The organism is Schauerella aestuarii (genome assembly GCF_009866805.1).
In the GTDB taxonomy this organism is placed as follows: Bacteria; Pseudomonadota; Gammaproteobacteria; order Burkholderiales; family Burkholderiaceae_B; genus Schauerella; species Schauerella aestuarii.
Genome location: NZ_SIZW01000037.1, coordinates 40560 through 67272 on the forward strand (window position 1 = coordinate 40560; position 26713 = coordinate 67272).

General features: G+C 63.5%; 23 protein-coding genes. 6 read left to right on the plus strand and 17 right to left on the minus strand.

Translation table 11 applies throughout. The annotated features are described in order from the left end of the window. Positions 1–186 precede the first annotated feature (186 nt). Positions 187–2625 (minus strand): heavy metal translocating P-type ATPase, encoded by a 2439-nt coding sequence (locus EYW45_RS00930; protein ID WP_161133501.1) that lies wholly within the window; start codon positions 2623–2625, stop codon positions 187–189. Positions 2626–2800: 175 nt separating this feature from the next. On the opposite strand from EYW45_RS00930, the gene cadR reads away from it, so the two are divergent. Further along, on the plus strand, positions 2801–3208 hold the full coding sequence (cadR, locus tag EYW45_RS00935; RefSeq protein ID WP_161133502.1) for a Cd(II)/Pb(II)-responsive transcriptional regulator: 408 nt from the start codon (positions 2801–2803) through the stop codon (positions 3206–3208). Between the two features lie 145 nt (positions 3209–3353). On the opposite strand, the gene EYW45_RS00940 is transcribed toward cadR, so the two are convergent. Further along, positions 3354–4244, minus strand: coding sequence for an NAD(P)-dependent oxidoreductase (locus EYW45_RS00940; protein WP_161133503.1), 891 nt, complete (start codon positions 4242–4244; stop codon positions 3354–3356). 183 nt (positions 4245–4427) lie between these two features. On the opposite strand from EYW45_RS00940, the gene EYW45_RS00945 reads away from it, so the two are divergent. Continuing rightward, positions 4428–5168, plus strand: coding sequence for a hypothetical protein (locus tag EYW45_RS00945; RefSeq protein WP_161133504.1), 741 nt, complete (start codon positions 4428–4430; stop codon positions 5166–5168). Between the two features lie 109 nt (positions 5169–5277). Here EYW45_RS00945 and siaD read toward each other — a convergent pair whose 3' ends face one another. The 7 genes from siaD to EYW45_RS00980 form a co-directional block, all read right to left on the minus strand. Beyond that, complete coding sequence (gene siaD / locus EYW45_RS00950; protein ID WP_161133505.1) at positions 5278–6123, minus strand: biofilm regulation diguanylate cyclase SiaD; 846 nt, start codon at positions 6121–6123, stop codon at positions 5278–5280. Beyond that, complete coding sequence (siaC, locus tag EYW45_RS00955) at positions 6120–6497, minus strand: biofilm regulation phosphoprotein SiaC (RefSeq protein WP_161133623.1); 378 nt, start codon at positions 6495–6497, stop codon at positions 6120–6122. The genes siaD and siaC overlap by 4 nt, the downstream gene beginning before the upstream one ends. A 22-nt stretch (positions 6498–6519) precedes the next feature. Continuing rightward, complete coding sequence (gene siaB / locus EYW45_RS00960) at positions 6520–7062, minus strand: biofilm regulation protein kinase SiaB (protein WP_161133506.1); 543 nt, start codon at positions 7060–7062, stop codon at positions 6520–6522. A 24-nt stretch (positions 7063–7086) separates the two neighbouring features. Next, the gene (gene siaA / locus EYW45_RS00965; RefSeq protein WP_161133507.1) at positions 7087–9075 is read right to left on the minus strand and encodes a biofilm regulation protein phosphatase SiaA; all 1989 of its coding nucleotides are present in this window, start codon (positions 9073–9075) and stop codon (positions 7087–7089) included. A gap of 168 nt (positions 9076–9243) precedes the next feature. Continuing rightward, positions 9244–9909 (minus strand): response regulator, encoded by a 666-nt coding sequence (locus EYW45_RS00970; protein ID WP_161133508.1) that lies wholly within the window; start codon positions 9907–9909, stop codon positions 9244–9246. Next, positions 9906–11771 carry an ATP-binding protein gene (locus tag EYW45_RS00975; RefSeq protein ID WP_161133509.1) on the minus strand — a complete coding sequence of 622 codons (1866 nt, stop codon included), beginning with the start codon at positions 11769–11771 and terminating at the stop codon, positions 9906–9908. Before EYW45_RS00975 ends, EYW45_RS00970 begins: the two co-directional genes overlap by 4 nt. Positions 11772–11803: 32 nt before the next feature. Next, positions 11804–12580, minus strand: coding sequence for a Spy/CpxP family protein refolding chaperone (locus EYW45_RS00980; RefSeq protein ID WP_161133510.1), 777 nt, complete (start codon positions 12578–12580; stop codon positions 11804–11806). A 201-nt stretch (positions 12581–12781) separates the two neighbouring features. Between EYW45_RS00980 and EYW45_RS00985 the strand changes: the two genes are divergently transcribed. Both EYW45_RS00985 and EYW45_RS00990 read left to right on the plus strand, forming a co-directional pair. Then, on the plus strand, positions 12782–13711 hold the full coding sequence (locus EYW45_RS00985) for an ABC transporter ATP-binding protein (protein WP_161133511.1): 930 nt from the start codon (positions 12782–12784) through the stop codon (positions 13709–13711). Further along, positions 13708–14469, plus strand: a complete 762-nt coding sequence (locus EYW45_RS00990; protein WP_161133512.1) for an ABC transporter permease — start codon at positions 13708–13710, stop codon at positions 14467–14469. The genes EYW45_RS00985 and EYW45_RS00990 overlap by 4 nt, the downstream gene beginning before the upstream one ends. Here EYW45_RS00990 and EYW45_RS00995 read toward each other — a convergent pair. After that, positions 14441–15853 (minus strand): MFS transporter, encoded by a 1413-nt coding sequence (locus tag EYW45_RS00995; RefSeq protein ID WP_161133513.1) that lies wholly within the window; start codon positions 15851–15853, stop codon positions 14441–14443. The two genes, EYW45_RS00990 and EYW45_RS00995, sit on opposite strands and share 29 nt — an antisense overlap. Before the next feature lie 111 nt (positions 15854–15964). After that, positions 15965–17695, minus strand: a complete 1731-nt coding sequence (locus EYW45_RS01000; protein ID WP_161133514.1) for an amidase — start codon at positions 17693–17695, stop codon at positions 15965–15967. A 282-nt stretch (positions 17696–17977) separates the two neighbouring features. Here EYW45_RS01000 and EYW45_RS01005 point away from each other — a divergent pair, with 282 nt between their 5' ends. Further along, the gene (locus EYW45_RS01005) at positions 17978–18424 is read left to right on the plus strand and encodes a hypothetical protein (RefSeq protein WP_161133515.1); all 447 of its coding nucleotides are present in this window, start codon (positions 17978–17980) and stop codon (positions 18422–18424) included. Between the two features lie 2 nt (positions 18425–18426). Here the strand turns inward: EYW45_RS01005 and EYW45_RS01010 are convergent, their stop codons facing one another. Continuing rightward, positions 18427–20625, minus strand: coding sequence for a TonB-dependent receptor (locus EYW45_RS01010; protein ID WP_161133516.1), 2199 nt, complete (start codon positions 20623–20625; stop codon positions 18427–18429). A gap of 246 nt (positions 20626–20871) precedes the next feature. On the opposite strand from EYW45_RS01010, the gene EYW45_RS01015 reads away from it, so the two are divergent. After that, positions 20872–21654, plus strand: a complete 783-nt coding sequence (locus tag EYW45_RS01015) for an IclR family transcriptional regulator (RefSeq protein WP_161133517.1) — start codon at positions 20872–20874, stop codon at positions 21652–21654. Here EYW45_RS01015 and EYW45_RS01020 read toward each other — a convergent pair. From EYW45_RS01020 to EYW45_RS01040, 5 genes are read right to left on the minus strand one after another with little or no spacing between them, the layout of a single operon-like run. Next, complete coding sequence (locus tag EYW45_RS01020) at positions 21651–22415, minus strand: class II aldolase/adducin family protein (RefSeq protein ID WP_161133518.1); 765 nt, start codon at positions 22413–22415, stop codon at positions 21651–21653. The two genes, EYW45_RS01015 and EYW45_RS01020, sit on opposite strands and share 4 nt — an antisense overlap. Positions 22416–22437: 22 nt before the next feature. Next, a complete protein-coding gene (locus tag EYW45_RS01025; protein ID WP_161133519.1) occupies positions 22438–23106 on the minus strand; it encodes an FMN-binding negative transcriptional regulator in 669 nt (222 codons plus the stop codon). 22 nt (positions 23107–23128) lie between these two features. Further along, complete coding sequence (locus EYW45_RS01030; RefSeq protein ID WP_161133520.1) at positions 23129–24118, minus strand: alpha/beta hydrolase fold domain-containing protein; 990 nt, start codon at positions 24116–24118, stop codon at positions 23129–23131. A 48-nt stretch (positions 24119–24166) separates the two neighbouring features. Continuing rightward, complete coding sequence (locus EYW45_RS01035) at positions 24167–25093, minus strand: 2-hydroxyacid dehydrogenase (protein WP_161133521.1); 927 nt, start codon at positions 25091–25093, stop codon at positions 24167–24169. Next, complete coding sequence (locus EYW45_RS01040; protein ID WP_161133522.1) at positions 25090–26712, minus strand: ABC transporter ATP-binding protein; 1623 nt, start codon at positions 26710–26712, stop codon at positions 25090–25092. Before EYW45_RS01040 ends, EYW45_RS01035 begins: the two co-directional genes overlap by 4 nt. Between the last annotated feature and the right edge of the window lies 1 nt (position 26713).

The window sequence follows — 26713 nt, forward strand, 5'->3', positions numbered from 1 at the left end:
CTTAGAGGTATGCCACAGGCTATGTTCAAAGCTGAAAAAAGCCCGCTCAACGCACGTGAATGCAGAGCGGATTTCGGTACCGTTTCGGACGCTTGCCAGAGCGAGCTTCGGCACCATTTCGAGCGCTTGCCAGAGCGATCCTCGGTACCGTTTCAGGCGCTCGCCAGAGCGATCTGAAGGCAGCGGCTACGCTGTCTTCAACAATCGCAGCCCGTTGAAGACCACCAGCAAACTGGCTCCCATATCGGCGAACACCGCCATCCACATGGTTGCCTGACCGCTGAAGGTCAGCGCCACGAACACGGCCTTGATCACAAGCGCAAACGCGATGTTCTGCTTGAGCACGTTTGCCGTCGCTCGTGACATGCGCATGAAGCGCGCGATCTTGCGCAGATCATCGTCCATGATGGCGACGTCGGCCGTTTCGATCGCCGCGTCGGTGCCGGCGGCACCCATGGCGAAACCGATGTCGGCGCGCGCCAATGCGGGCGCATCGTTGATGCCGTCGCCCACCATGCCCACCCGGCCGCCTGCGGCGTCGACGGCCGACTCGATGTAGCGCAGTTTGTCTTCAGGCATCTGCCCGCCGTGCGCCTCATCGATGCCCGCTTCGCGAGCGATGGCGCGTGCCGTGTGCGGGTTGTCGCCCGTCAGCATCACCGTTTTCACACCCAGGCGATGCAACTCGGCAATGGCTTCGCGGCTGGCTTCCTTGATCGTGTCGGCCACGGCGTACAGCGCCAGTACGTCGCTGCCTTGGGTCAGCAGCACCACCGTTTTGCCTTGCGACTCGAGCGCGTCGACTTGTTGCTCGAGTTCTGCAAACGATATCCCCACCGCACCGATCGTGGTCGTTGCGGTTGCGGTTGTGGCCGCCGCTACTGCGGCAGTAGACAGGAGCCGGCGACTGCCCAGCGTGTACGTGACGCCGGCAATCGTGCCGCGCACGCCGACGCCGAGCAAGGCTTCGAAATCGTCGACCGGCAATGCGTTACTTCCCGATGCTTCCGCTGCCTGCGCGATCGCCTTGGATACCGGGTGATCGGAACGCGCCGACAAGCTGTACGCCAATTGTGCGGCCCGTGCCGGATCGTCACCCCACAACACCTCATCGGTGCGCGACGGTTTGCCGCGCGTGATGGTGCCGGTCTTGTCCAACGCAAGAACTTTAAGCGTGTGGCCCATCTCGAGATACACCCCGCCCTTGATCAGAATGCCGCGGCGCGCCGCCGCTGCCAGGCCGCTCACAATCGTGACCGGCGTGGAAATCACGAGGGCGCACGGGCAGGCGATCACCAGCAGCACGAGGGCGCGATAGATCCACGTAAACGCGTCCGCGCCCATGAAAAGCGGCGGCACCGCCGCCACCGCAATGGCGACCATAAAGACGGCCGGCGTGTAGATGCGCGAGAACTGGTCCACGAAACGTTGGGTGGGTGCGCGGCTGCCTTGCGCGGCCTCGACCGCATGAATGATGCGGGCCAGGGTCGAATCGCGGGCGACCGCCGTGACCCGGAACGTCAGCGCACCCGACGCGTTGATCGTGCCGCCGTACACCACATCACCCACGGTTTTGTCGACCGGCAAACTCTCGCCGGTGATCGGGGATTGATCCACCGCCGAGCGCCCTTCCACCACTTCGCCGTCCAGCGCGATCCGTTCACCCGGCTTGACCCGCACCAGGCTGCCGATGGCGACTTCGCCCGAAGGCACGTCGGTCCACGCGCCTTGCGCGTCCTGCACGGTGGCCACCTCGGGCGTGAGCGCCAGCAAGCCGCGAATGGCGTTGCGCGCCCGGTCGAGCGACTTGGCTTCGATCAACTCGGCCACCGTGAACAGCACCATCACCATCGCCGCTTCGGGCCAATGGCCGATCAATACCGCGCCCGTAACGGCGATTGCCATGAGGGCATTGATGTTGAGATTGAAATGGCGCAGCGCGATCCAACCCTTTTTGTAGGTACTCAGGCCGCACGTGAGGATGGCGATGGCGGCGAGCGCCATGACCATCCACGAATTGCCGTCCGTGGCCCAATACACCGTTTCGGAGGCAATCGCCGCCGCACCCGACACCGCCAGGCGCCAGATCGGCAACGCGTGCCCGGCATGGTCGCCGGGATCGGCCTCGCTGCCGACGATCTGACCCGGCAGGCCGATATCGGCCAGGGCAGCCTGGATCGCCGGGAGCGCGTCGGTGACGTGGTCGACCGCCAAGGTGCGGCTCACCAGGTTGAAATCCATGGCGTGCACGTCGCTGCGGCCGGTCAACTGCTTGCGGATGAGGCCTTCTTCGGTCGGGCAGTCCATGCCCGAAATGCGTAACACGGTGACCGTACCCACCGCGGTCGCAGCCAGAGCAGCTGCGGCAGCCGTGGCGTCTACGGGTGCGGCGGTGGCCGGCGCATGATCGTGGCCGCAGCAGGCGTCGGCGGCGTGCCCATTCGCATGCTCGTCGGCCTTGCTTTCAGCATGCCCATGCGAGTGCCCGGCGTGGGCGGCATGGTTATGGCCGCAGGTGTCGCCATCATGAGCGTGATGATCGTGCCCCTCAGCGTGCGCGGGTGCGTCCGCGCCGGGCGCTGGGCGGTCGTGATCGTGCGGGTCGGGACGGGTGGCGGTGGGCATCGAAGAACCTTTCCATGGCAAAGCGGTCTATTCGATTGGAAACCCTGAAGCTACTATAGAGTCAAGCATGACAGCGAATATCGCAGGGTGCGGTCTCAATCGCGCACTTCAACAGCACCTTCAATAGCGACGCACTGCCTTGAATGCCCTTCAACGCCCCTCACGGAGCCCGGTTATGACGATCAAGATCGGCGAATTGGCCACCCGCACCGAATGCGGCGTGGGCACCATCCGCTTTTATGAGAAAGAAGGCCTGTTGCCCGAACCGCTGCGCAGCGACGGCAATTTTCGGCTGTATGGCGAGCCGCACATCGAGCGACTGCGCTTCATCCGCCATTGCCGATCGCTGGATATGACGCTGGACGAAGTGCGCACGCTGCTGCACTTTCGCGATACGCCCGACGAAGGCTGCTCCGATATCAACACGTTGCTCGATACCCACATTCGCCAGGTCGACATGCGAATGGCCGAACTGGTGCAGTTGAAGTCGCACCTGACGGCCCTGCGCGAAATGTGCCCGGGCACCAGCAATGCCGGCGAATGCGGCATCCTGCAGGGGCTCAACGACTGCAGTTGCCACTGACCCCGCCATCGATGCAACGCTGACGGGGTCAGCTCAGGTTCAATCCGGCGGTGCGCCGACAGTGGCTGACACCGCCGCGCTACGGCCATCAACGGCAGATCGCGAGCGCGGTGCAGCGGGCCGCTTCGCAGCGGCCCATGCCCTATTACTTACGGCTGGGCGAGGCCAATTCGCCGATCATCTCGGGAATCGGGGAGTTCGCCATGCCGGCATCGTTGATGCGCGCGTAAGTGTCGCGCACCGCCGTGGCCGTGAGATGCGCGGCGCCGGCCTCTTCGGCCATCGTGGTGTAGTAGCCCATGTCCTTCAACGCATTGGCAACCGAAAAGCGGAAGCTCGAGCTGTCGCCATGTTCGATGTAGGGGCGCAGGCGGCCCAGCACCACGCCGTCGCCCCCGCCTTTGGCGAGAATGTCCATGAAGACGGCGGGATCGATATCGGCACGGCGGGCGCACGCGGCCGCTTCAGCCAATACCGCCGAAAAGCCCAGCGAGACGTAGTTGTGCAGCAGTTTCATGCGATGCCCGGCACCCACGGGGCCGGCATGCGTGATGTTCTCGGCGTAGGTTTGCAGCAGCGGCAGGCAGGTTTCATACAGTTCGGGCGCGCCGCCCACGATCAGATTGAGGCGTCCTTCGGCGGCTTCCTTGGGCGTACGCGTCATGGGCGCATCGAGGAACTGGCCGCCAGCGTTGCTTACCGCTTCGGCGATCTTCAGCGTGGACGACGGAATGGCGGTCGAGCAGTCGATCACGATCGTGCCGGGCGTCAGGCCCTCGAGCACACCGCCGGCGCGAAACAGCACATCTTCCACCTGGGGCGTGCCGGTCACGCACAAAATCACCACATCGGTATCGCGGGCGATGGCCGCAGCGCTATCGGAGCGGGTGGCGCCGGCGGCAACCAGATCGTCCACCGGCTGATTGCCGGGATGGTCGAGCAAGGTGAGTGCGTACCCCCCTTTGACGATATTGGTGGCGATACCGTGGCCCATCATGCCGACACCGATAATGCCGACCGTCATTTTCTTATCCATCTCCAACTGTCTCCTGGCGGGGGTCAGCAGCCCTGCGCGCCGTATTGCGGCCGGGCGTGACACCTGTTCGCGCTCGAGGCGCGAATCGTGACCACAGTCTAGAGGCTAGCGGTGCCGCCGCGCAATGCGCACTCTGGCGCGAGTGGCATAATCATCCGGCTTCGCGGTTACTTTTTTGACGCCATGCCCTCCCCTCTCGAACTCGGCAAACACCATGCGCGCCGCCTGCGCGACATCTACCGTTCGGCCGGCTGGCCTTGCCAGGATGCGCTCGAAGTCGACCTGCTCGCCGCCGGCATGGCCGAGCGCGTGCGCTGCGCGAACGGCTTCGAAACGCTGCGCGTGACCGACTCCGGCGTGGCGCTTTTGGCCGCCACGACCGCTCGCAATCGGGCCGCGTTCGACAGCCACGAAGCCCTGGTCGAGCGGGTGGCGCGCAGCATGCGTCAGGCGGGCCGGCTGGTATGGCGGGGCTTGAGCTTGCGGGCACAGGTGCCCGGCGCCGAACCTGACGCGCCGCCGGTATGGCATGTGGCCAAACCCGACGTGTTCTCGATTCGCAACACCTCGGTCGAAACCTACGTCGAACCCATCGTGCACGAGATCAAGGTGCGGCGCGCCGATCTGCTGGGCGACCTGAAGCGGCCGGCCAAGCGGGCGGCCTACTGCGATATGGGTGAATGCTGGTACGTGCTGGGCACGGATGCGCGTGGGCGGTCGATCGGGGATCCGAGTGAGATCCCGCTCGAATGCGGCGTGATGCTGATCGAAAACGATCGGCCGGTCGTGGCGCGTACGGCGCCGCGGCACAAACGCACCACCTTGCCGTTCGGCGTCTGGATGGCGCTGGCGCGCGCCGCGCCGTGGTCGGATCCAGAGGCCGGTGCGCAATCGCTGCTGGGCGCACCGAGCGCAGACGAATAATCCTGCTGGCGATCGCAGCGCACACGGCGGCGGGCGGTGCTGTGCCGGGCTGGCGCCCACATCGAGCGTGTGGACCGCGCCAGGCCCGGTCAGAACGAAAAACCTGGTGCTAGGCGCGCGCTTTCAATGGCACGACGGTTGACGGCAAGGCCGCCACGGTGGGTGCTTCGTTGAGCGTCAGCCGATCGCGTCCGCTTTGCTTGGACGCATACAGCGCGGCGTCGGCCCGGTTGATCGTGGCGGACAACGTTTCGCCCGGCACCCGAATGGTGATGCCCACGCTCAAGGTGAGCTTCAGACTGATGTGGTCGCTGATCGGCAACGCCATATCGCGCACGACAGCCATGAGGCGCTCGCACACGGCGCGCGGGGCGTCGGCATCGCCGCCGTCGAACACCGCCAGGAACTCTTCGCCGCCCCACCGTCCGAAAACGGCATCGTCCATCAGCTCGCTTTCCATGACCCGGGCCAGCGCCGTCAACGCGCGGTCACCCGCCTCGTGGCCATACCGGTCGTTGATCGACTTGAAATGATCCACGTCGAGCATGGCGAGAACGAACACCGGCGCCTCGCCCTCCACGCCTTTGCACTTTTCTTTCAGCGCGGCCATCAATGCACGCCGATTGAGCAGCTCGGTGAGCGGGTCGTGATTGGACGCATCGGTGACGGCCTGATTGATGTCGCGCATCAGGCCCTGGTACCGGTCAGAAATGCTGACGACGCGCGACAGCCGGCGCAACTGGCGATCGAAGCGATCGGTCAGCGACAACTCGCGCTGGCGCGCCATCGACTGAAAGGCGTCCGACAGGCTTGCAATGCGCTCGATGCGTTCGAGCTGGTCTTCCATATGCGCGCGCAACTCGAGCAGCGCATCGCGCAAGGGATGTCCGACGTACTGCTCTTCGGCAAGCAACGTCTCCAACCGTTCATCGAGTTCGCGCGTCTTCTTTTTCATGGCTGTCCGATCACCGCAAACGGGAAGGTGCAATCTTCCTTGAATTCTTCGGCCAATTCGCCCACGCGTTCGTTGCGCAGGTCGTAATACCAGTTGACCTTCACGTCGCGGCCGTCTTCGAAAGCGCCCTCGAGCAGATCGAAGATTTCCATCACGGCCTTGATCGTGCTGGTGTTCAGGTAAAGCAGTTCGAGCTCCAGCGTGAGCGGCTGGCGATGCGCGCTCAGGTATTCCTCGACCCAGGTAAACACCGGGCCGAACAGCTCGAACGAGTTTTCAGGATACGAGTCGCCGCTCATGCGGACCACGCCGGCTGCGGCGTCGGTCGAAATGGTGGGGGTCGACTGCGTGCCTGGAATGTTCAGGTCGTTCATCATGGTTGGAGTATCTCGATTCTCAGATCACAACGCTCAGGCTGAAAAAGCCGCGCGTGGCGTCGTGTGCGCTCAGCGTGGGGTCCAGCATCGACGTCGCGCGGCGCGCGATATCGATCAGACCGAGCCCGGCGCCGCTGACGGCATCGGGCGCGCGAGGTTTGCGGAGTTGTTCTTTATAAAGGGCCTTGAGCTGGGGTTTGTCCATCGCGGACAACGTGCGAATCCGCTCGACCAATCGGGCACCATCTTCAAGCGACACGATATTACCCGCAGACACCACGTAATGGCCGGCCTCATCGCGCGCAATCACGACGGTCGCCGCCGCATCGCCGTCGGTGTAGCCACAATGCGTGGCATACGAACGAATGTTCTGCGTCATCTCGATATAGACCGAGAACACGTCCATCGCCTCGGCCGGGCGCGCGGCTTCAACATTGAGGTAATTCTTGAGCGCATTGCCCAACTCTTCGATCAGGCTGCGCGAAATCGGCCCGTTGAAGCACAGCAACGTGCCGCTTCGGTTGAAGCGCTCGCGCAGCGCATATAAGTCATTGGCATTCATAAGCCGGATATCCTGTCTGACTGCTTATTCGAAACGGAACGACAACATCGTGATGTCGTCGCGTTGCGGCAAATCGCCCTGGTACTCGGCCAGCACCTGAACGAACGCCGCGCCCTGCTGTTCGAGCGGCAACCGTGCGTGCGCCTTGATCATGGAGGCGAAACGCGACGTGCCGAAGCCGAAGCCGTGCTCGCCACCCGCCTGATCCAGGAAGCCGTCGGTGGCCAGGTAGAACGTCCAATCGGGCCGCAACGCCACTTCCTGATTGGTGTAATCGCCAAGACGCTTGTCGCCCAAGGCGCGGCGTCCGCCGGTGAATTCTTCGACGTCCACGCCATTGCTGGCGAACAACGACAGCTTGGCGCCACTGAAAACGATCTTGCCGCCGCTGCGATCCACGTACACCAAGCCGGCGTCCATCGCTGTGGCCAGCGTGCGCGGCAATTGCGCATCTTCAAGCATGGCACGCATGGCCTGGTCGACGCGCACGAGCACTGCTGCGGGATCGCGTACGCCGGCTTCCGAGATCGCCAGATCGACCGCGGCGCGCGCGAGCATGGTCATCAACGCGCCCGGCACACCGTGACCCGCACAGTCGACCACGCCCAGAAGGCAGTTATCGCCGTCGGCCCGAAACACGTAGAAATCGCCGCCCACCACATCGCGGGGCTGCCACAGCACGAAATGATGTGCGCCCAGGGAGTGCGTCATCTGACGGTCGGGCAGAATGGCGCGCTGGATCAGGCTGGCATAGTCGATCGAATCGCCGATCTTCTTGTGCGCCACCGCCATTTCGCGGTTGGCCGCCGCCAGTTCGGTCGTGCGGGCCTGCACGCGGCTTTCGAGCTCGGCGGTGTGCGACCGAACCTTGTCGGCCATCACACCGAACGCGCGGCTCAGGTCGCCGATCTCATCCATGCCGCCCGGCGGCAGCTTCACGTCGTACCGGCCATCCGCGATCGCCCGTGCCGACTGCTGCAGACGCCGCAAGGGTCGCAGCACCAGCCGCTCGACGGCATAGCCGAAGGCCAGGAGCAGTGCCATGATGACCAGGATCAGGGCCAGCCCGGCCGACCAGAGCCACCCGGTATCGATAATGCGCGCGGCATTGAGATCGACGGCGGTCAGCACATACCATTTCAGTTCGGGGATGTACGCCACCGACAGCAATTGACGCTTGCCCGCCAGGGTGACCCACTCCGACGGGACCGTGTTGGGGTCGCTACGGGCAGTTTGCATCGCCCGCTGCAAGGCGCCACGACTGGCGTCATCGCTCATCAAACCGAACACGCGCTGGGTTTCGCCGGTATCCGTGGCGCCCGAGTTATAGGCGATCAGCGTGGCGTCGCGGTGCGCCTGGATGGCACCGTTGTCGTTGACGATCATCGGCGTGACGCCGGCCTCGCCGCTGCGCACGAACTCGTCCAGAAAACGATTCAGGTTCAGGCTGGCGCCGGCGAGCGCGAGCGGTGTGGTGCCGTCCCGCACGACCACGTTGATCCAGACGCGCGTGATCTTGAGCGCCCGGTCGGTACTCACGTTGATGTTGTAGGGGTCGGGCGAGCGCAGGCTGCCGTAGAACCAGCCATCCGTGGGATTGGCAGCGTTCAGGGTATAGCGCGGCTCGAACGAGACCGGCTTGCTGTCGTCATTGAAATAATAATTGCCGTCGGATTGGCGTGCGATGAAGTAGGCGTGATCGACGAAGTCGCGCCGATAGCCCTCCGCTTCGCGGAAAAACAATTCGGCCGCCGTGGCATTGCCCGGATCACGCAGCCACTGCAGGGTCACTTCGGACTGCGCCATGCGGCGCGACAAGGCCAGTTCGCGCGACAACGGGGCAAGGATTTTCTGGCGATTCAACTGCGTGAAGTTGTTGACATACGCCCGGCCGAAGTGCTCGCGCACCCCGTCGACGATGTTCCACCCCACGAGCGTCGCCGGCACCAGGGCCAGCAGACATGCAAGCACTAACGCCAACAACGACTTACTGCGCAATCCAAACTTCGCCATACCGATTCTTCCCCTGGGGTACCGCTTCTTGCAATGTCCCCTAGGGCATTGGGATGGCGCCTTTCGCATCATCATCCAGCGTTTTGAGAATCATAGACACATTTGGTCTCTTCCGATAAGCAAAATAGCGTAACGGATGCCCCTCAAACTGCGGGATTTACCACATTTTCACAGCTCGAGTTTGTAACCCACCCCGTAGATCGACCGAATCAGCGTCGCGTCGGCGCGCACCGATTCGAGCTTGCGGCGCAGGTTTTTCACATGGGTATCGACGGTGCGATCGGTCACGATGCGGTTGTCGGGGTACAAGCCATCCATCAACTGATCGCGCGACAGGATCTTGCCCTGTGATTGCCAGAGCGTATGCAGCAGGCGGAACTCGACCGGGGTGAGGTTGAGCGGATGCTCGTCGAGCCAGGCCCCGTGGTACTGGCTGTCGATGCGCAACGGGCTGGGCTCGTTGGGCGCGGCGGAATGGTGGCGGGCGCGGCGAATGATGGCTTTTACGCGCGCAAGCACCTCACGCGGGCTGAACGGTTTGCAGATATAGTCATCCGCCCCCATTTCGAGACCGATCAGACGATCGATTTCGTCGACCCGCGCCGTCACCATCACGATGGGCACCGCGCTGGTCTGGCGAATCTCGCGGCACAACGTCAAACCGTCGCGTCCGGGCAGCATCAGATCCAGCAGGATCAATTCCGGCGCATCTTCACGAAAGGCCGTGATCACGTCGTTGCCATTGGCCACCCAGCGGGTTTCGAATCCGGCGGCATTGAGATAGTCGGCCAGCAAGGCGGCGATCTTGGGTTCGTCTTCTGCGATGAGAATCATGATGTCGACTCGGTAGTGTCGGGAAAAATGGGATGCGCGGGCAGCGGCAGGCACACCTTCACTTGCAGCCCACCCAGTGGCGAGGCGTGCGCAGTGATCGTGCCTTGATGGCCCTCGACGATGCGCTGGCAGATCGCCAGGCCCAAACCTGCGCCGCCGCTGGCACGATTGCGCGAGCCTTCGACGCGAAACAGCCGGTCGAAAATGCGCATCAGCGATTCGTCGGGCACGGCAGGCGGCGTGTCGTCAAAGGTCAGCACCGCATGGCCGGCGGCTTGATCGACGGCCAGCGCAATATGCAGCTCACCGGGTGCGTGCGTGTAACGCACGGTGTTCTCAAGCAGGTTGGCAAACAGTTGCGTCAGCCGCTTCTGATCGGCTTCGATCCACACCGGCGTGGCGGGCGGCGTCCATGCCAAGGTCACGCCATGGCTGGCGAGCCGCTCACCGAAACCCTCGGTAATCGCCGTCACCAACTCGCCCAGATCCATCGGCGCCAGGTGGTAGGTAAGCGCGCCCACGTCCGCCAGCGCCAACTCATAGAGATCGTCGATCAAGGCGCTCAGGATGGCGACTTCGCTTTGCAAAGAGATCAACGCACCGGCGTTCAGCGGGCGGATGCCGTCTTGCAAGGCTTCGATTTCGCCACGCATGACCGCCAGCGGCGTGCGCAACTCGTGCGAGATATCGGCCAGCCATTCGCGGCGCAGCGCTTCGTTGCGCTCCAGGCTGTGCGCCAGTCGGTTGAAGTCGCGCGCCAGACGCCCGAGTTCGTCGGAGGACGTCACGCGGACGCGGGTTTTGTAATCGCCGGCGACCAGCGCCTGGGTGCCCGCCGCCAGGCGACGCACCGGCGCGAGAAAGATGCGGGCCAGCAGCACACTGACGACCATGGCCAGAATGACCGCCAGGCCACCGATGATCCACGTGGCCTGCATCTGCTGGATCTGAAAGCGTTTATCGGCCTCATCGGGCAACCGGTCGGGCAGGGGCGCAATCAGCCAACCCACCCGGCGGCCATCGACCGTGATGGGGTGACGCGGCGCGTCCTTCGCCGGCGGAAAAGCGCCCGCCACCCACGTACCGGTGGGGTCGACCAGCGTAAATCGCGGCAAGATCGGCGGGGGACGACCGGGCTCCATCGGCAGTAACGGGAAGTCGGGTTCGGCGCCATCCCACGGCGGCGGTGGTGGCGGCCGGAAGCGTTCCCGCACGGTGCTGTCGCCCAGCCCGAAGCTGTCGCGCGGCAGCAAATCGCGCCAAAAACTTTCAGGGGTGGCGCGCACCGGCTCACCCGGATGTGCCGCATGTGTGTGCCAAGTGCCGGCCGTTACGCCTTCGGTGGGTCCGTGCCGATGAAAGCCGTAGCGAATGAAGCCATCGGTGCTGGGGCGCGGCACGGCACCGGCCTCGACATCGTCGGGACTGCCCGAATGCATGCGATCGTCTTCGGCGCGATCGGCCGGCGCACCGGCTTGATTCGGCGTCGCATCGTCCGGATCGGCCGCGTCGCCGTCGGCCCCCCCATCGCCATCTTCGTCGATATCGGATTGGCGTGAGCGGAACGGCTCGAAGCCATCCCGATCGTCCAGCATGCCGAAATCGTCGCGCGGCGGGGGCACGGTGAGCATGTGCACCCATGCGTTGGGGTCGCGCCGCAGGCCGTCCCAGTTGTTGTCGCGGATGTAGAACCGCGTAAGCGTGGACACCATGCGCTCCACGCGCCGGCCCTCGCGTTCGTTGACGTACACCAGGAAGTCATGCTCGAAACGCCAGCGCAGGGCCGCGCCCATGGCAAGCGTGACCGCCATGCCGACGGCCAATACTGCCAGGAAGAGCTTGAAGGTAATACCGGGTCTCATGACCCGGTATTGTCGCGGAAAGCCCAGGCGAGTCAATTACCGGCTGCGCCTCGTCCTGCCGCAGCGGCGTCGGGGGCCGGCACGCCGGCATCGGTGCGCGGGTCGCGGTTGCAACCGGGCATGGGCGGCGGCGCGCCGAACACGGCTCCGAAGCCCGGCGGCGGCGGTGGCGGCATGGCCGGATCGTCGTCATCGTCGTCGTCCCACAGCACGCGCTGCTGCGGCGTGAGCAACGCGCGGATGCGCTGGGCATCGCGCACCTGCATGAAGCGCATCTGCCCCTCGGCCTGAGCCAGCGTGTTGGCCGCTTGCCGGGCGGCGCCCTCGTCGAAGGCTTCGTCATCGGCCATGGCGCTCAGGCTCAAGCCCGCGTCACGCGCAATGCGCGCCTGGGTGCGCATCTCCGCGACTTGCTTGTGCATGATCTCGAACACCGCATCCTCCTGCTGCGCCGACAACCCCAGACGGGCGAACGATGGCGGCAGTCCCCACGGATTAAATGGCGGCGGCGGTGGCGGGCCGGCGCGCGGGCCACGCGGCGGCGGGGGTGGCATTCCGGCACGGCTTGCACCCGGCATTGGCGGCGCCTGCAGGGCGGCGGGTGCGGTCATCGATCCGGCAGGCGCAGCGGATTGGGGCGCGGCGAGCGACGGCACGCCCGCTGCGGCGGGCGCCGCGACGGCAGCCGGCGTCACATCGGCGGCGTGGGCCAGGCGGGGCAGCGTGAGCGCCGTGCCGGCGCCGATGGCGGCGGCCGACAGCGCGGCAACGGCGCACAAGGTGGTGGTGCGTTGGGCAAACCGGGTCATGGCATTGCCTCCTTCAGATCGTCTTTGGGTACGGAAGAATGGTAGCCAGGGGGTTTGGAAAAACAACGAAGGAAATGAGAAGAGTTCCCACCGGCTGATGCGCAGCGCCCACCTTTATCCTCAATCGCGACGCGGGCAAGACGGCAGGCGTGATGCGTGCGTGTTAAAAGTTTCCGCGTCCTCCTAACGAATAGCGACCCCGTGTCAGCCATCATTTCCATATCGAATCTGTCCAAGACCTACGCGTCGGGACATCAAGCCCTCAAAACGGTCAACCTGGATATCCGCAAGGGCGAGATCTTCGCCCTGCTCGGCCCCAACGGCGCCGGCAAGACCACGCTGATCAGCATCATCTGCGGCATCGTCAACCCATCGACCGGCACGGTGACCGCCGACGGCCACGACATCGTGGCCAACTATCGTGCCGCGCGCGGTGCGATCGGGCTGGTCCCGCAGGAGCTCACCACCGACGCCTTCGAAAGCGTGATGAGCACGATCAAGTTCAGCCGTGGCCTCTTCGGCAAACCGCCCAACCCGGCTTACCTTGAGAAAATCCTGCGCGACCTGTCGTTGTGGGACAAGCGCGATGCCCGCATCATGACGCTCTCCGGCGGCATGAAACGGCGCGTGATGATCGCCAAGGCGTTGTCGCACGAGCCCCGCATTCTGTTCCTCGACGAACCCACCGCCGGTGTGGACGTCGAACTGCGCCACGATATGTGGAACATGGTTCGCGGCCTGCGTGAAAACGGCGTCACCATCATTCTCACGACGCACTACATCGAAGAGGCCGAGGAAATGGCCGATCGCATCGGCGTGATCCGCAAAGGCGAAATCATTCTGGTCGAAGACAAGCACACGCTCATGCGCAAGCTGGGCAAGAAGCAGCTCACCCTGTTTCTCAAGCAGCCGCTGGCCGCCATCCCGCCGGCACTGGCCAGCGCCAACCTCGAACTGGCCAACGATGGCCACGAACTGATCTACACCTTCGACAACGCCGAGGGTGAAAGCAGCGGCATCGGCACCCTGCTCCAGTCGCTCAATGCGCACGGCATCGCGTTTCGCGATCTGCAGTCGTCGCAAAGTTCGCTGGAAGATATTTTCGTCGGTCTGCTCAAGGCATCATCATGAACGGCTACGCCATCCTCGCCATCTACAAGTTCGAGCTCGCACGCACGTGGCGCACGCTCATGCAAAGCATCGCCTCGCCGGTCATTTCGACGTCGCTGTACTTCGTGGTCTTCGGCTCGGCCATCGGTTCGCGCATGGTCGAGATCGACGGCATCAGCTACGGCGCCTTCATCATTCCCGGCCTGATCATGCTGTCGCTCCTGACCGAGAGCATTTCGAACGCCTCGTTCGGCATCTATATGCCCAAGTACGCCGGCACCTTGTATGAGGTGTTGTCGGCGCCCTTGTCGTATATCGAAATCGTGATCGGCTACGTGGGTGCGGCCGCCACCAAGTCGATCATCCTCGGCCTGTTGATTCTGGTGACCGCGCGATGTTTCATCGATTTCAACATCGCGCATCCCTTGTGGATGATCACGTTTCTCGTGCTCACCGCCGTCACCTTCAGCCTCTTCGGTTTCATCATCGGCGTCTGGGCCGACGGGTTTGAGAAGCTGCAGATCATTCCGCTGATGATCGTCACGCCGTTGACCTTCCTGGGCGGCAGCTTCTACTCGATCAGCATGCTGCCCCCGTTCTGGCAAAAAGTGACGCTTTTCAATCCCGTCGTGTATCTGATCAGCGGCTTTCGCTGGAGCTTCTACGGCGTATCGGATGTGAGCGTGGAGATCAGCATCGCGATGACGTTCGCCTTCATGCTGCTCTGCCTGCTCACCATCCGCTGGATTTTCAAGACGGGCTACCGCCTGAAGTCCTGACCGCTTCGAACCCGGGACCGCCGCGCGGCGGCCCTTTTTCCGACTCCGGTTCCAGCGCTTCAAGCGCCTGCTGATTGGTTTCGATGCGCAGCAGGAACATGGCGATCACCATCAGCGCCAGTACCCCCACCACCATGCCCAGCACGCCGGTCAAGCCAAAGCTCTTGAAGAGCACCACGACCATGTAAGGCGTGGCCATCGCAGCCGCGCGGCCACACATTCCCGAGATGCCGGTGCCGCGCAAGCGGTACTGGGTGGGAAAGAGCTCGGGAATATAGCCGTACATCCCCAGCGTGACGATGGTGTAGAGGCAGGTGATCAGCGAGAAGCCCACCACCGTGATGGCGGTCACGTCCCGCAGATGCGGATAGATCAGGCCCAGCACGATACCGGCCAGCGCAAACACGATGATGCCTTTGCGGCGCCCGATCCGGTCGCCAAGAAAGAATCCGACCAGGGCACCACCCGGCGCACCGAACGCCATCAACGTGGTGAAACCCAGCGACTTCACTACCGTGAGCCCCTGCCCCACGAAGAACGTGGGCAACCAGGCCACAAAGCCATAGATCGACACATTGATGCCAATGCAGACGATCGATGCCACGATGGTGCGCGCCAGCATACGGCGTGAGAACAATGCCGAGATCGGCGTCTTTTCAACGGCGACCTCGCGCACGCTTTCAACCGGCGGCAAGGCCCCGCGGTGTTGGGCAACTTCCTTCTCGATATCCTGCAACGTGGCTTCCGCTTCGGCATGCCGACCCACCGATTCGAGCCATCGCGGCGACTCGGGCATGCGCTTGCGCATGGCCCAGATGATGAGCGCGCCCACACCCGCAATGCCGAACATCCAGCGCCAGCCCAGGTTGGGGATCACCACATAACCCACGGCCGTGGCCAGCAGCAAGCCCGAATTGATGATGAGGCCCAGCAGCGAAATCCAGCGCCCGCGATAGCGCGGCGGGATGAACTCGCCCAGCGTACCGGCAGCCACCACCAGCTCGGCGCCCAGGCCCACACCCATCAGAAACCGCAAGAAGATCAGCGTTTCCATATTGGGCGCGAAGATCGCCAGAAGCGATGCGGCGCCGAAGAGCGCAAGGTTGGTTTGATAGGAATATCGTCGCCCGAAACGATCCCCCATGTAGCCGGCGAGTCCGGCGCCGATCAGCATGCCGAAGAACGTGATCGAGATGAAGGTGGCGTTGGTTTCGAGCGTGGAAAATCCCTCGGCCAATGTGGCCGCCAATACCCCGGCAGCGAGGTAAACGTCGAAGGCGTCGAGCAACGCCCCCGCACCGATGAAAAACAGAATCTTCCAGTGAAAACGGGCAATCGGCAGGCGGTCCAGACGTGGGCCGGCATTCACCACTGACGGTGTCATGATTTCAGTCTCCTCGTTATTATTTTCGGGTCGTACGACGCGATCGGATCGTCGCGTGCTGCAGTACTCAGTTCCGTCCTGGCGCCTGAACATGCTCAGACGCTCCTGACGTCAAACGCCTGGCGGTAGCGGTGGCGGCGTGCGTGTATGCCAATCGGCCAGTTGTTGATAGCGGTGTCCCAGCCGAAACAGCGCGGCCTCGCCGTTGATCCGGCCCACCAACTGAAATCCGTTGGGCAGCCCGTTATCGGTGAAGCCCATCGGCAACGCCAGTGCGGGCAAGCCGAGATAGTTGATGGCGCGCGTCCAGTAAGACATGCCGCCAAAGCGCTGTTCGATCTCCAGTTCAGTGCCGCGGGTGGTGTCTGCAATCGTGGGCACGGCATAGGGGAGCACCGGCAGGAAGAGTGCGTCGGCCTGCGGCAGATAGGCGGCCAGAAACTGCTGCAGCAGGATGGGTCGCAGGCGCAAGGCATCGAGGTAGCGCGTGGCGGGATACAGCAGTCCGCGCTCGATGCGTCGTCGCACCTGCGCGCCGTACGCATCCGGATACGACGCCAGACCACTGGCGTGCAGCGAGGCAGCTTCGGCTCCCAACACGACATTGGCCAGGAGACCCAACTCGGTGAGATCGGGCATGGGCACCTGCACCACCCGCGCACCGGCTTCGGCCAACGTCCGGCTGGCCGCGTTCAACAGCTGAAGCACTTCGTCGGACACGGGATCGTCTTTTCCGAAGGCCGGCACGGCCACGACCAGATCCTGCACGGGCCGTTCGATCCCGGCGACGTAGTCACGCGCGGGCGTCTGACGGCACAGCGGATCGTGCGCATCGGCACCTGCCGCGACCGATAGCAGCCGGGCGCAATCGTGCGCCGTTGCCGCGAGAAAGCCGACGCAATCCAGACTGGGAGAAAGCGGCATCACACCCGCCACAGACACCAGATGCTGCGTGGGCTTGATGCCTGTCACACCGCAGATCGCCGCGGGCAGTCGCACCGATCCGCCCGTGTCCGATCCCAGCGCGGCAGCCACCAAACGTGCGGCCACCGCGACGCCGCTACCGCTGGACGATCCGCCCGATACGTGCGCTTGCGACCACGGATTGCGGCCATGCCCCAATTGCGCGTTGAAGCCGGTCGGACTCATTGCGAATTCAGCCATATGCAACGCCCCGAGGTCGATCGCACCCGCCGCATCCAGTCGTGTGAGCACGGTCGCCGTCGTGGGCGCGATGTGTCCGGCACGCACCCGGCTGCCGCATTCGCTGAGCTCACCGGCGCGAGCAAACATATCTTTATGGGCGATCGGCATGCCGGCAAGCGGCAAGATGCCGTCCCCACGAAGATCGACGTCGGCGGCGGCCCGCATCGCTTGCGTCTCACGCAACCGCACAAAGGCTGTGCCGCCGTATGCAGCCGCTGCGGCAAGCCGCGCACGCGTTGCCTGCAAGGCATCGCCAGAGGTTGCAGGAGCGTTTGCAGCCGCTATGGCCTCCGCATTCGAATGCGGCACGGATTCGGCGACAGACATTGGCGTGACCGTTTCCGCAGAGGTCGACGACGGCTGGAATACGTCGCCAGGCCCGCCCGCCGCCGGTTCATCGATGCGATCGAACGGCACCGCCACAGTGTTCCAATGCAAGTCGCGATGTGCGGCCTCATGCACGGCGGCAATCACCCGTATTGCCCCGTCGACCGCCTCGTCGCGACTGGCCTCGTTGAGCGGCGCACCGGCCAGGGGCGGCAACCACTCGGCCAATGCTTCCCTGCCCGCTGCCGGCAGCGCCTGCGGGTCGCCAAGGTGTTGCGCACGCTCGGTGTTTTGTACGGACTCGGTCACGATCTCTCCATCAGTCGAGTGGCGATCGCTCGCCCTCTTTGGTTGCGCAAGGTCTTTTTCGCACCCTGCGCGTGCCCGGCATGCTCGTGAGCGCCCTGCTGGGGCGTCCACATCGACCGGTTGGCGTGCACTGCGCGAGGCCCACTGCGATGCGCGTGCGTAGCCCTGCCCTGCACCGTGCGCACTCATTTGTTCGCTATGGCACTTTGTATGGACAAATATACGCCTAAACGAAACCGGCAACAATGCATAAAATCAGCCGCAGTGGAACAAGGAATCGAGATGGCATCGAAGGGCATGATGGGGCTGGGCACCGTTGCCGTGATTTTGGCCGTGGCCGCAGGCGGCGTGTACTGGTACATGAACGGCTCGGCCTCGCGGGATGCCGCACGCGACGCGCAGCTTGCCAGCTTGCGCGCGCCATTGGTGGCGGCGCTCTCGCGCAGCGATCGTCCTGCGCCGCAGTTTCGCAACGAACGTATCGTGGGCGGCTATCTGTGCGGCGAGGTCGCCGGGGTGAACGAAGCCGGCGCCACCGGCGCATTCGAGCCTTTTGCCGTGAGCCCGGCCGGCGTGGCCTACATGGCGGGCGGCGCGTCGGCCACCGCGCCCGCGGCGGCTGCCGACGTGAAGGCATACAACGTGAAGGCGCAGTACGTCGAGATCTGGGGCCGGACGAAAGCGGATTATCTGCGCACCGAAATTCTCGAGCCGCACTGCAAGAAGTGACGTCAGAAATCGACGCTCATCGATAGCTTGTAGGTACGCGGGGCGCCTTGCGTCAGGTAGCCACCATTGGCGGAAGCCCAATAGGCGCGGTCAGCCACGTTTTCCACGCCCGCCCGCCAGACCACGTTGTGCCCGTCGATACGCGTCGCGTAGCGTGCGCCCAGATCGATTCGCGTCCACGTCGGCAGTTTGAGGTTGTTGGCCGGATCAACGTACTGCGTGCCGGCGCGCAGCAGTTGCGCTTGCAGCGACACGCCGCTCGCCATCGGCAGATCCCAGTCCACGCCCATTGTCCAGTAATAGTCCGGCACGCCAACGGCCGTATTGCCGTCGTTCAAGCCGCCGTTCGTGCGCGTCAGTTCGGCATCGATGAACGTGACACCGCTCAGCAGCCGCAACCCGCGCACTGGCTCGCCGAACAGATTGAGTTCAATACCGCGATTGCGCTGCTCGCCGACAACGCTGAATGTGTTGGTGCCCGGATCGGTGTATCCCGACGTCGCCGGTTGCTCGATCTGGAACACGCCCAACGTGGCACCATAGGTGCCCATGTCGACCTTTACACCGGCTTCGGTCTGCTTCGATCGCCCGGGCGGAAACGCCTCGTTGGCGTTGGTCACCCCGCCCGGCGCGATTGGCCCTTTGGCCAATCCCTCGATGTGGTTGGCGTAGAGCGACACCTTGTCGCTTGCCTTGAACACCGCGCCGAACACCGGCGTGGTGGCCGATTCATCGTAATACGCGTTGAGCTTGCCGTTGGCGGCGGCATAGGCCTTGGTGCGTATTTCCTGATGCCGGATGCCGGCAGTCAATGCCACGCGATCATCCCAGAACGAGACAGTGTCCGAGATCGCAAGGCTGGCCAGTCGCGTGTGCTCCGTGGTGAATGGATCGGCCAGATTGCCCACCGGCTGCGTGGCGCCGGCTCTTGCCGTGCGCGGCCCATACACCGGATCGTTCAGGTTGATCGGCAGGCGCAGGCCGGTTTCTGAGGCGCTGGCCTTCTGAAAGTCGATGCGGTTCGCACTCACGTTGAGGGTGTGCTTGAGCGGCCCGGTCGCCACGCGCCCGCGAACGCCGATCTCGCCGGTCCATGTATCGCTGTTGTACGGCACATCCAGACGCCCCGAGGTGCCCACGCCGGCGGCATTCACGCGCGGCGTGCTGTACGAGCCACTTTCGCGATTGTGATTGCCGCCGAATGCGGCATACGTGGTCCAGTCATCTGTAAGGTCGTATTCGACACGCGCCATGCCGAACGTCGTCTCGAGATCGGTAAAGGTCCAGGGCTGACCATAGTTGACGCGGCCGCTGGGCGCATCCGGCACCTGCAACGTGCCGGGTTCGATCTGCACCGTCGGCCGCGGTTGCCGCGCGTACTGCTTTTGATAGCCTACATCCAGCGACGCACGCAGGCGGTCGCCGCGGTAGTCCAGCCCAAGCGAGCCGAAGGTCGAGCGGCGAACCTCGTCGTCCGGTTCCGCCTCACCATCGCGCGTGGCCGCGTTCACTCGAATGCCAAACTGATTGCTCGCCCCCCAACGCCGGCCGATATCGACTGCGCCGCCCGTTTGCGAACGGCTGGTGTAGTCCAACGACACCCGATTCAACGGTTGCTCACCGGCGCGCTTGGGCACGATATTGATCATTCCACCGATGCCGGTTCCGGTGGGCGATACGCCGTTCAGAAACGCACTGGCGCCACGGAACACCTCCACCCGATCCATCATCGGCGTGGACAGGATTTGCCGTGGCAACACGCCATACAACCCGTTGAACGAGAGATCCTCGCCACCCAGCGCAAAGCCCCGCACGACAAAGACCTCCGCCTGATTTCCAAAGCCCTTGCTTACCTGCACAGAGGCATCGTTTTTCATCACATCGCCCAGCGTGCGCGCCTGCTGATTGTCGATCAGTTCAGCGGTGTAGCTTGAGACCGAGAACGGGACGTCCATGATGTCCTGATTGCCCAGGATGCCGAGTTGACCGCCGCGCGCGACCTGGCCGCCAGCAAACACCGGCGGGAGCGGTTGCGATACCGGCACGCCTGCGCCTGTGACCGTGATCGGCGCCAGCGTCGTGGCGTCAGTGGATACGGCGGTCTGGGCCGCGCCGATCGCGGGCCAAGCCAACGCGATCGCGATCGCGATCGCATGACGCGCAAACGGCCGGCGGGAAGGATAAGTAAAGGATCGGGTCATGGCGCGGGTGAAGTGATAGTAGAAATGAGAGCCATTTACGAAAATGGCGATAGTAGGGCGCAGGAATATTGCGAGTGCTAGCACCAAGGCCCTGCGTGTTAAGAACCGCAGTGTAGGGATGACGACAGCGACCGCTATTGAGTATTGCTATGCACTACCGTATTATTTAAGGACGATATTTTGCCAGTCCGGGAAGCGGGATTCAAGGATGGCGTTGTTAAACCGGTACTCGGAGTCCTTTCACCCATGGCGCGCACCGATCCCCTTTTCATCCAGTCACTGGCGAAAGGCTTGGGACTGCTTGAAGCCTTTCGCGGCCAACCGGCACCACTCACCCTCAACGACTTGAGCGAACAGAGCGGGCTGGACCGCAGCACCACACAACGGATGGCCCACACCCTCGTGGCGCTCGGCTATCTCGAACGGGGATCCAACGGCCGCGGTTACGTGCCGGGCAAGAAAATCCTGGATTGCGCATTCGATTACCTGCGCAGCGTGCCGCTCCTGGAGCGCGCCACCCCGCTGATCGTCGAACTCCAGAAAGATTCGGGCGAACGCGTCGAACTCAGCTTGTTCGACGACCTCACCATCGTCTTCGCGTTACGGCGCCAAACCAAGCGCCAGACGTACACCACCACCTTGATCGGCCGGCGGCTGGCCACGCTGCACACGGCCGGCGGACGCGCCATCATGGCCCATCTCACTGACGCGCAAAACGACGACATCCTTGCGCGCGCAGCCGATACGCCGGTGTTACCGATGACACCCAAGGCCATCAAGGATCCGGCGCGCATCCGCGAGCTCATCGAGGAGGCCCGCGCACACGGGTACGCGATGGCGGCCGAAGAAAGCATGCTGGGCGAGATCAACCTCGCCTGTGCGGTCACGGATCATGAAGAGCGCCCCATCGCCGCCATCCACATATCTGGATCGCTCGCCGAATGGACGATGGAAGACTTCGCCAAGCGGTTTTCACCGCTGATCCTGGGCGCCGCGCGCGCTTTGAGCGGGAAGCGCGGCTTGTCCTAACCGCCAGGCGCGTCCAGCAACCTCGATGCAGACGCCCACATCCGATCGCAGTACGCGAGGCTCGTGGGCCGCTCGAACTGCCGGGCCGTGTGTTCGCACACCTCGGGCGGCGGCAGATTCAGGCGGGCGCCGCCGCTCATGGCCTTGATCTGCGACTGACATGCGCGTTCAAGATAGTAAATGTTGACGAAGGCCTCCGCGATGGTGCGGCCAGCAGCCAGCAAGCCATGATTGCGCAGGATCATCGCGCGATGTTCGCCCAGATCGGCCACCAGCCGATCGCGTTCGGCCAAGTCGAGCGCGATGCCTTCATAGTCGTGATAGCCCAGGCGGTTATAGAAACGCAGCGCATGCTGGCTGATAGGCAATAGCCCATCCTGCTGGCACGCCACCGCGATACCGTCGGCCGTGTGCGTGTGGATCACGCATGCCAACTCGTGCCGCGCCATATGCACGGCCGAATGGATCGTGAAACCCGCCGCGTTGACGCGGTTGCTCTCCTCATCACCGGCATCCACCGGTAAACCCGACACGTCGATCTTGACCAGATCCTGCGGCCGCATCTCATGAAACAGCACGCCGTATCGGTTGATCAGGAAATGGTTGGGTGTGCCGGGAATACGCGCACTGATGTGCGTATCGATGAGATCCGTCATGCGGAAATGCGCAATCAGCCTGTACAGCGTGGCGAGATCGCGGCGGGTGTCGCTTTCCGCCGTACTCATGGCGGCGTGGTGCAGCGGCGTGTGAAGCAGTTCCATGGCGGGTATCCAAATAGAGTGATCAAACGGGCGAGGCAGAGGCGGAGGCGGCCGAGGCGGCGGCAAGCATATCGGGCTGATGCCGGATCATATCCGCGACGGCCACACCTTGCGGGTCGCCCATGCGTTCGAGTGCGGCAATCACCCCTTGGCGATCCTCCACCGACTTATCCTGGTTCAGCTTCATCTTGCCCTCCAGACTGTCGATCGGAATCTCCACTGCCACGATAGCGCCCAGTCGCGTTGCCGTGAACGCGTCGGGAATCGCTTCGAAATCCCATTCGCCCCCCATGGGCGTGTCGTATACCGCCACCGTTCGACGCAACACGTCATTTATCGCAGCCGTATCCTCGATCAGCCGGGGCAAGCCGCGCGCGTGGATCGCGGTGTAGTTCCAGGTGGGAAACGTCATGCGGTTGCGATACCAGCTCGGCGAAATAAACGCATGCGGGCCCTGAAAGATCACCAGCGCCGGCGCACCTTGCCGCAGGTCGTCCAATTGCGGATTCGCACGCGCCAGATGCGTGGTCAAGCGCCCGCATGCATCGGCATCGGGATCGAGCAAAAACGGCAGATGCGTGGCGCGCGCGCCCGCCGTCCCCACGGTGATCAGCGTGGCAAAGCTCCAGGCGCGCATGCCATCATGCAACGCCGCGATGTCGTTTTCGGCATAGGCCGGCGGGGTGTACATGTGAGGGTTCCTGAGCCGTTGATTACTTGCGCGCCGCGGTGCGGTGCAACCATTTGGCCGTGTCGTTGAACGCTTCGACGGCAACGTCGGCGATCGATACGGCTTCGAGAAAGCTGTGCACCGTGCCGGGATAGATTTTCGACTGCACCTGCCCGCCGGCCGCAAGCCAACGACGTTCAAGTTCGATGCTGTCGTCATGTAGCGGATCGCACTCGGTGACCACGATATAGGCCGGTGGCAGATTCGATAGATCGGCGCGCAAAATATCCACGCGCGGATTGATGAAGTCTTCCCCACGGCGGATATGCATGCCGCGAAACCAGATCATCATGTGCAACGACAAACCGTAGTCGCCAGCGCCGTAGCGCACCACCGAATTGCGAAACAGATTACTGCCGAAGCCGCCGTAGTTGAGCACCACGCCCTGCACGAGCGGCGTTTGTTCGTCGCGCAGCGTAAGGCACGCACCCATCGAGAGATTGGCGCCCGCCGAGTCACCGCCGAGGAAAAGTTGAGTTGCATCGATGTCCAGTTCGGCCGCCTGCGACACTACCCAACGCACGGTATCCACGCACTCTTCGAGTGGCTGCGGGAATTTCGCTTCGGGCGCGCGCGTGTAGTTGATACCGAAGACCGCGATGCCGGTACGCTCGGCGTACTCGCGCATCACCCGGTCATGCGTATCGTTGCTGAACAGCACGAAGCCGCCGCCATGAATATAGATGAACGCGCCCGGCAACCGGCGTTCGCTGGGGTAATGCGCCCGCACTTGTACGGTGCCATAGCGCGTGGGCACCACATGTTCCACCGTGCGCGCCATGACCGGTCCGCCTTGCGCCCAAGGCGCGCGCACTTTCTCGGCAATCGCCCGCCCCTCTTCGATCGAGATCGTGTCGCGGCGCGGATACTGCGACGCATCGGCCGCCATCGTTTTGACGAACTGCGCGATTTGGGGATCGACCGGCGCCGGCGCGCCTGTCGGAATCGTGAAAGCGGGATCTTCGATGTACATGTCTCGGGTCCTAAGAAAAGACGGTGTTGTGCGAGCGCGTATCGCGCCTCAGTAGCCGCGATGCGGATCCACGGTGTGATGAAGCGCGTCGCCGCGGCGCAAGCGCGCAATGTTGTCCGCCACTTGACGCGCCACGACTGCCGAGGATGCCATCGTCGCCATATGCGGCGTGACCACCACGCCAGGCGTATCCCATAACGCGTGATCGATGGGTAGCGGCTCCTGGGTAAACACATCGAGCACCGCGCCGCGTAGTTGACCGCTGGCCAGGGCATCGATCAGGTCATCGGTAACGAGATGCTCGCCCCGACCGCAATTGACGACCGCCGCGCCTCGCGGCAAAGCATCGAACGTGGCGCTGCCCAGAATGCCGCGTGTGTGTTCGGTCAACGGCAAGAGGCACACAAGCACATCGGTGTTTGCCAGAAAATCCTTGAAGCCCGGCGCCCCGCTATAGACCGTTACGCCCGACATTTCGCGCGGCGTGCGCGACCAGCCGTTGACCGGGTATCCCAGGCGCGGCAATACCTCGGCGATCGCGCTACCCAGATTGCCCAATCCCATCAGGCCTACCCGGCAGGCCGACGCGGGCTGCTGGACGGGCCGTTTCCAGGTATGCGCACGTTGATTGGCAACCGCGATATCGAGCTTGCGATGAAAGTGCAGCACCGACCACAACACGTACTGCACCATGCCGTCGGCCAATGCCGGATCGACCACCCGGCACACCGGCAAGCCGCGCAGGTTCTGCCGGTCCACGACGTTGTCCACGCCCGCCGCGATGCTGTGGATCAAGCGCAACGCGGGCATCTCGTCGTACACGCCGCGCGGCGGATTCCAGCACACCGCCACCTCCGCATCGCGCGTCCGGGGATCGGGCCACACCGTCACGTCAAGCGACGGATCTGCAGTGAGCAAAAGCGGCTTGAAATACGACAGGTCTGCCGATTGACTCAACAAAGCCACGCGTGTCATGCGAACCCCTTCTTGCCCGGAATCGCCGCAAGCAGTTCCCGGGTGTAGGCCGCCTGGGGTTGACGAAACACTTGCTCGGCACTGCCGACTTCCATGATCTTGCCCTGCTGCATGACCACGATGCGATGACACAGCTGCGCGGCCACTCGCAAATCGTGAGTGACGAACACCATGCTCAAGTTCAGGCGTTCGCGGATCGACTCGAAGAGGTCCAGGATCTGCGCCTGCACGGATACGTCCAGCGCCGATACGGCCTCGTCAGCCACCAGTATCTCCGGCTCCATCATGAGCGCCCGCGCGATCGACAGCCGCTGCCGCTGACCGCCTGAGAACTCGTGCGGATAACGCTGCAAAGCAGTCTCGTCCAGGCTCACCATCGCGAGCATGTCGTGCATCCGGCGCCGCACATCGCTGTGAGCCTCGCCGAAATTCAAGGGTCCTTCGGCCAGGGCATCCGCAATGGTGCGCCGTGGATTGAAGGAGCGGTATGGATCCTGAAAGATCATTTGAATACGCTTGCAGCGGCGGCGCCATTCGGCGGCGGTCAGGGCGGCAATGTCCTGCCCGTCGAACATGATGCGGCCCGAAGTCGGCCGCGCCATGTGCGCGATGAGACGGCCCAGTGTGGTCTTGCCGGACCCGGACTCGCCAACGATGCCCAACGTTTCGCCGCGATGCAGTTGCAACGACACGCCGTCCAGCGCATGCACCACACGCCGCTTCGCCTTGAACACGCTCTTGGTTTCGAAACGCATGGAGAGATTTTCGACCGAAAGAACCACCTCGTCTTTCGCGGGATGCCGCTGCGCGTTGAACTCGCCCTTGGGCACTGCCGCCAGCAACTTCTGCGTGTACGGATGCTGGGGATTGGCCAGGATTTCTTGCGCCGTGCCAGTCTCGACAATGCGGCCATGCTGCATCACGATGACGCGATCGGCGATTTCGGCCACCACGTCGAAATCGTGGGTGATGAACAGCACGCCGTTGCCATGCTTCTCGCGCAGCTCGTTGAGCAACCGTAGCACCTGCGCCTGCGACGTTACATCCAATGCCGTGGTGGGCTCGTCGGCAATGATGAGCGCGGGTTCCATTGCCAGGGCCATTGCGATCATCACGCGCTGGCGCTGCCCGCCAGACAGCTGATGCGGAAACGCATGCTGCAGCGTTGCGGGGTTGGGCAACTTCACATCCACCAGCAGCGCCAACACCCGTGCATTCACGTCAGCGCCGGAGAGGCGTTTTCCATGAAATTCGAAAAGCTCGGCGATTTGATCGCCCACCTTCATCAATGGATTCAACGCCGTCATTGGCTCTTGAAAGATCATCGCCATGCGATTGCCACGCAGCGTACGCAGCGTGGCGCGCGACGCATGCGTGATGTCCTCGCCTGCCAACCGGATCTGGCCACTTTCGAGGGTGAGCACATCGCGCGGCAACAGCCCCATCACCGCACTGGCCGTGACGGATTTACCCGATCCGGATTCGCCGACGATGCACACGACTTCACGTGGCGCAACGGTAAGCGCAATGCCTTCGGCGGCATACTGACGATCACCCTTGCCGGGCAATCGCACGTTCAGATTCTGGATATCGAGGATGGGCGCCTGTGTTGATGTCATA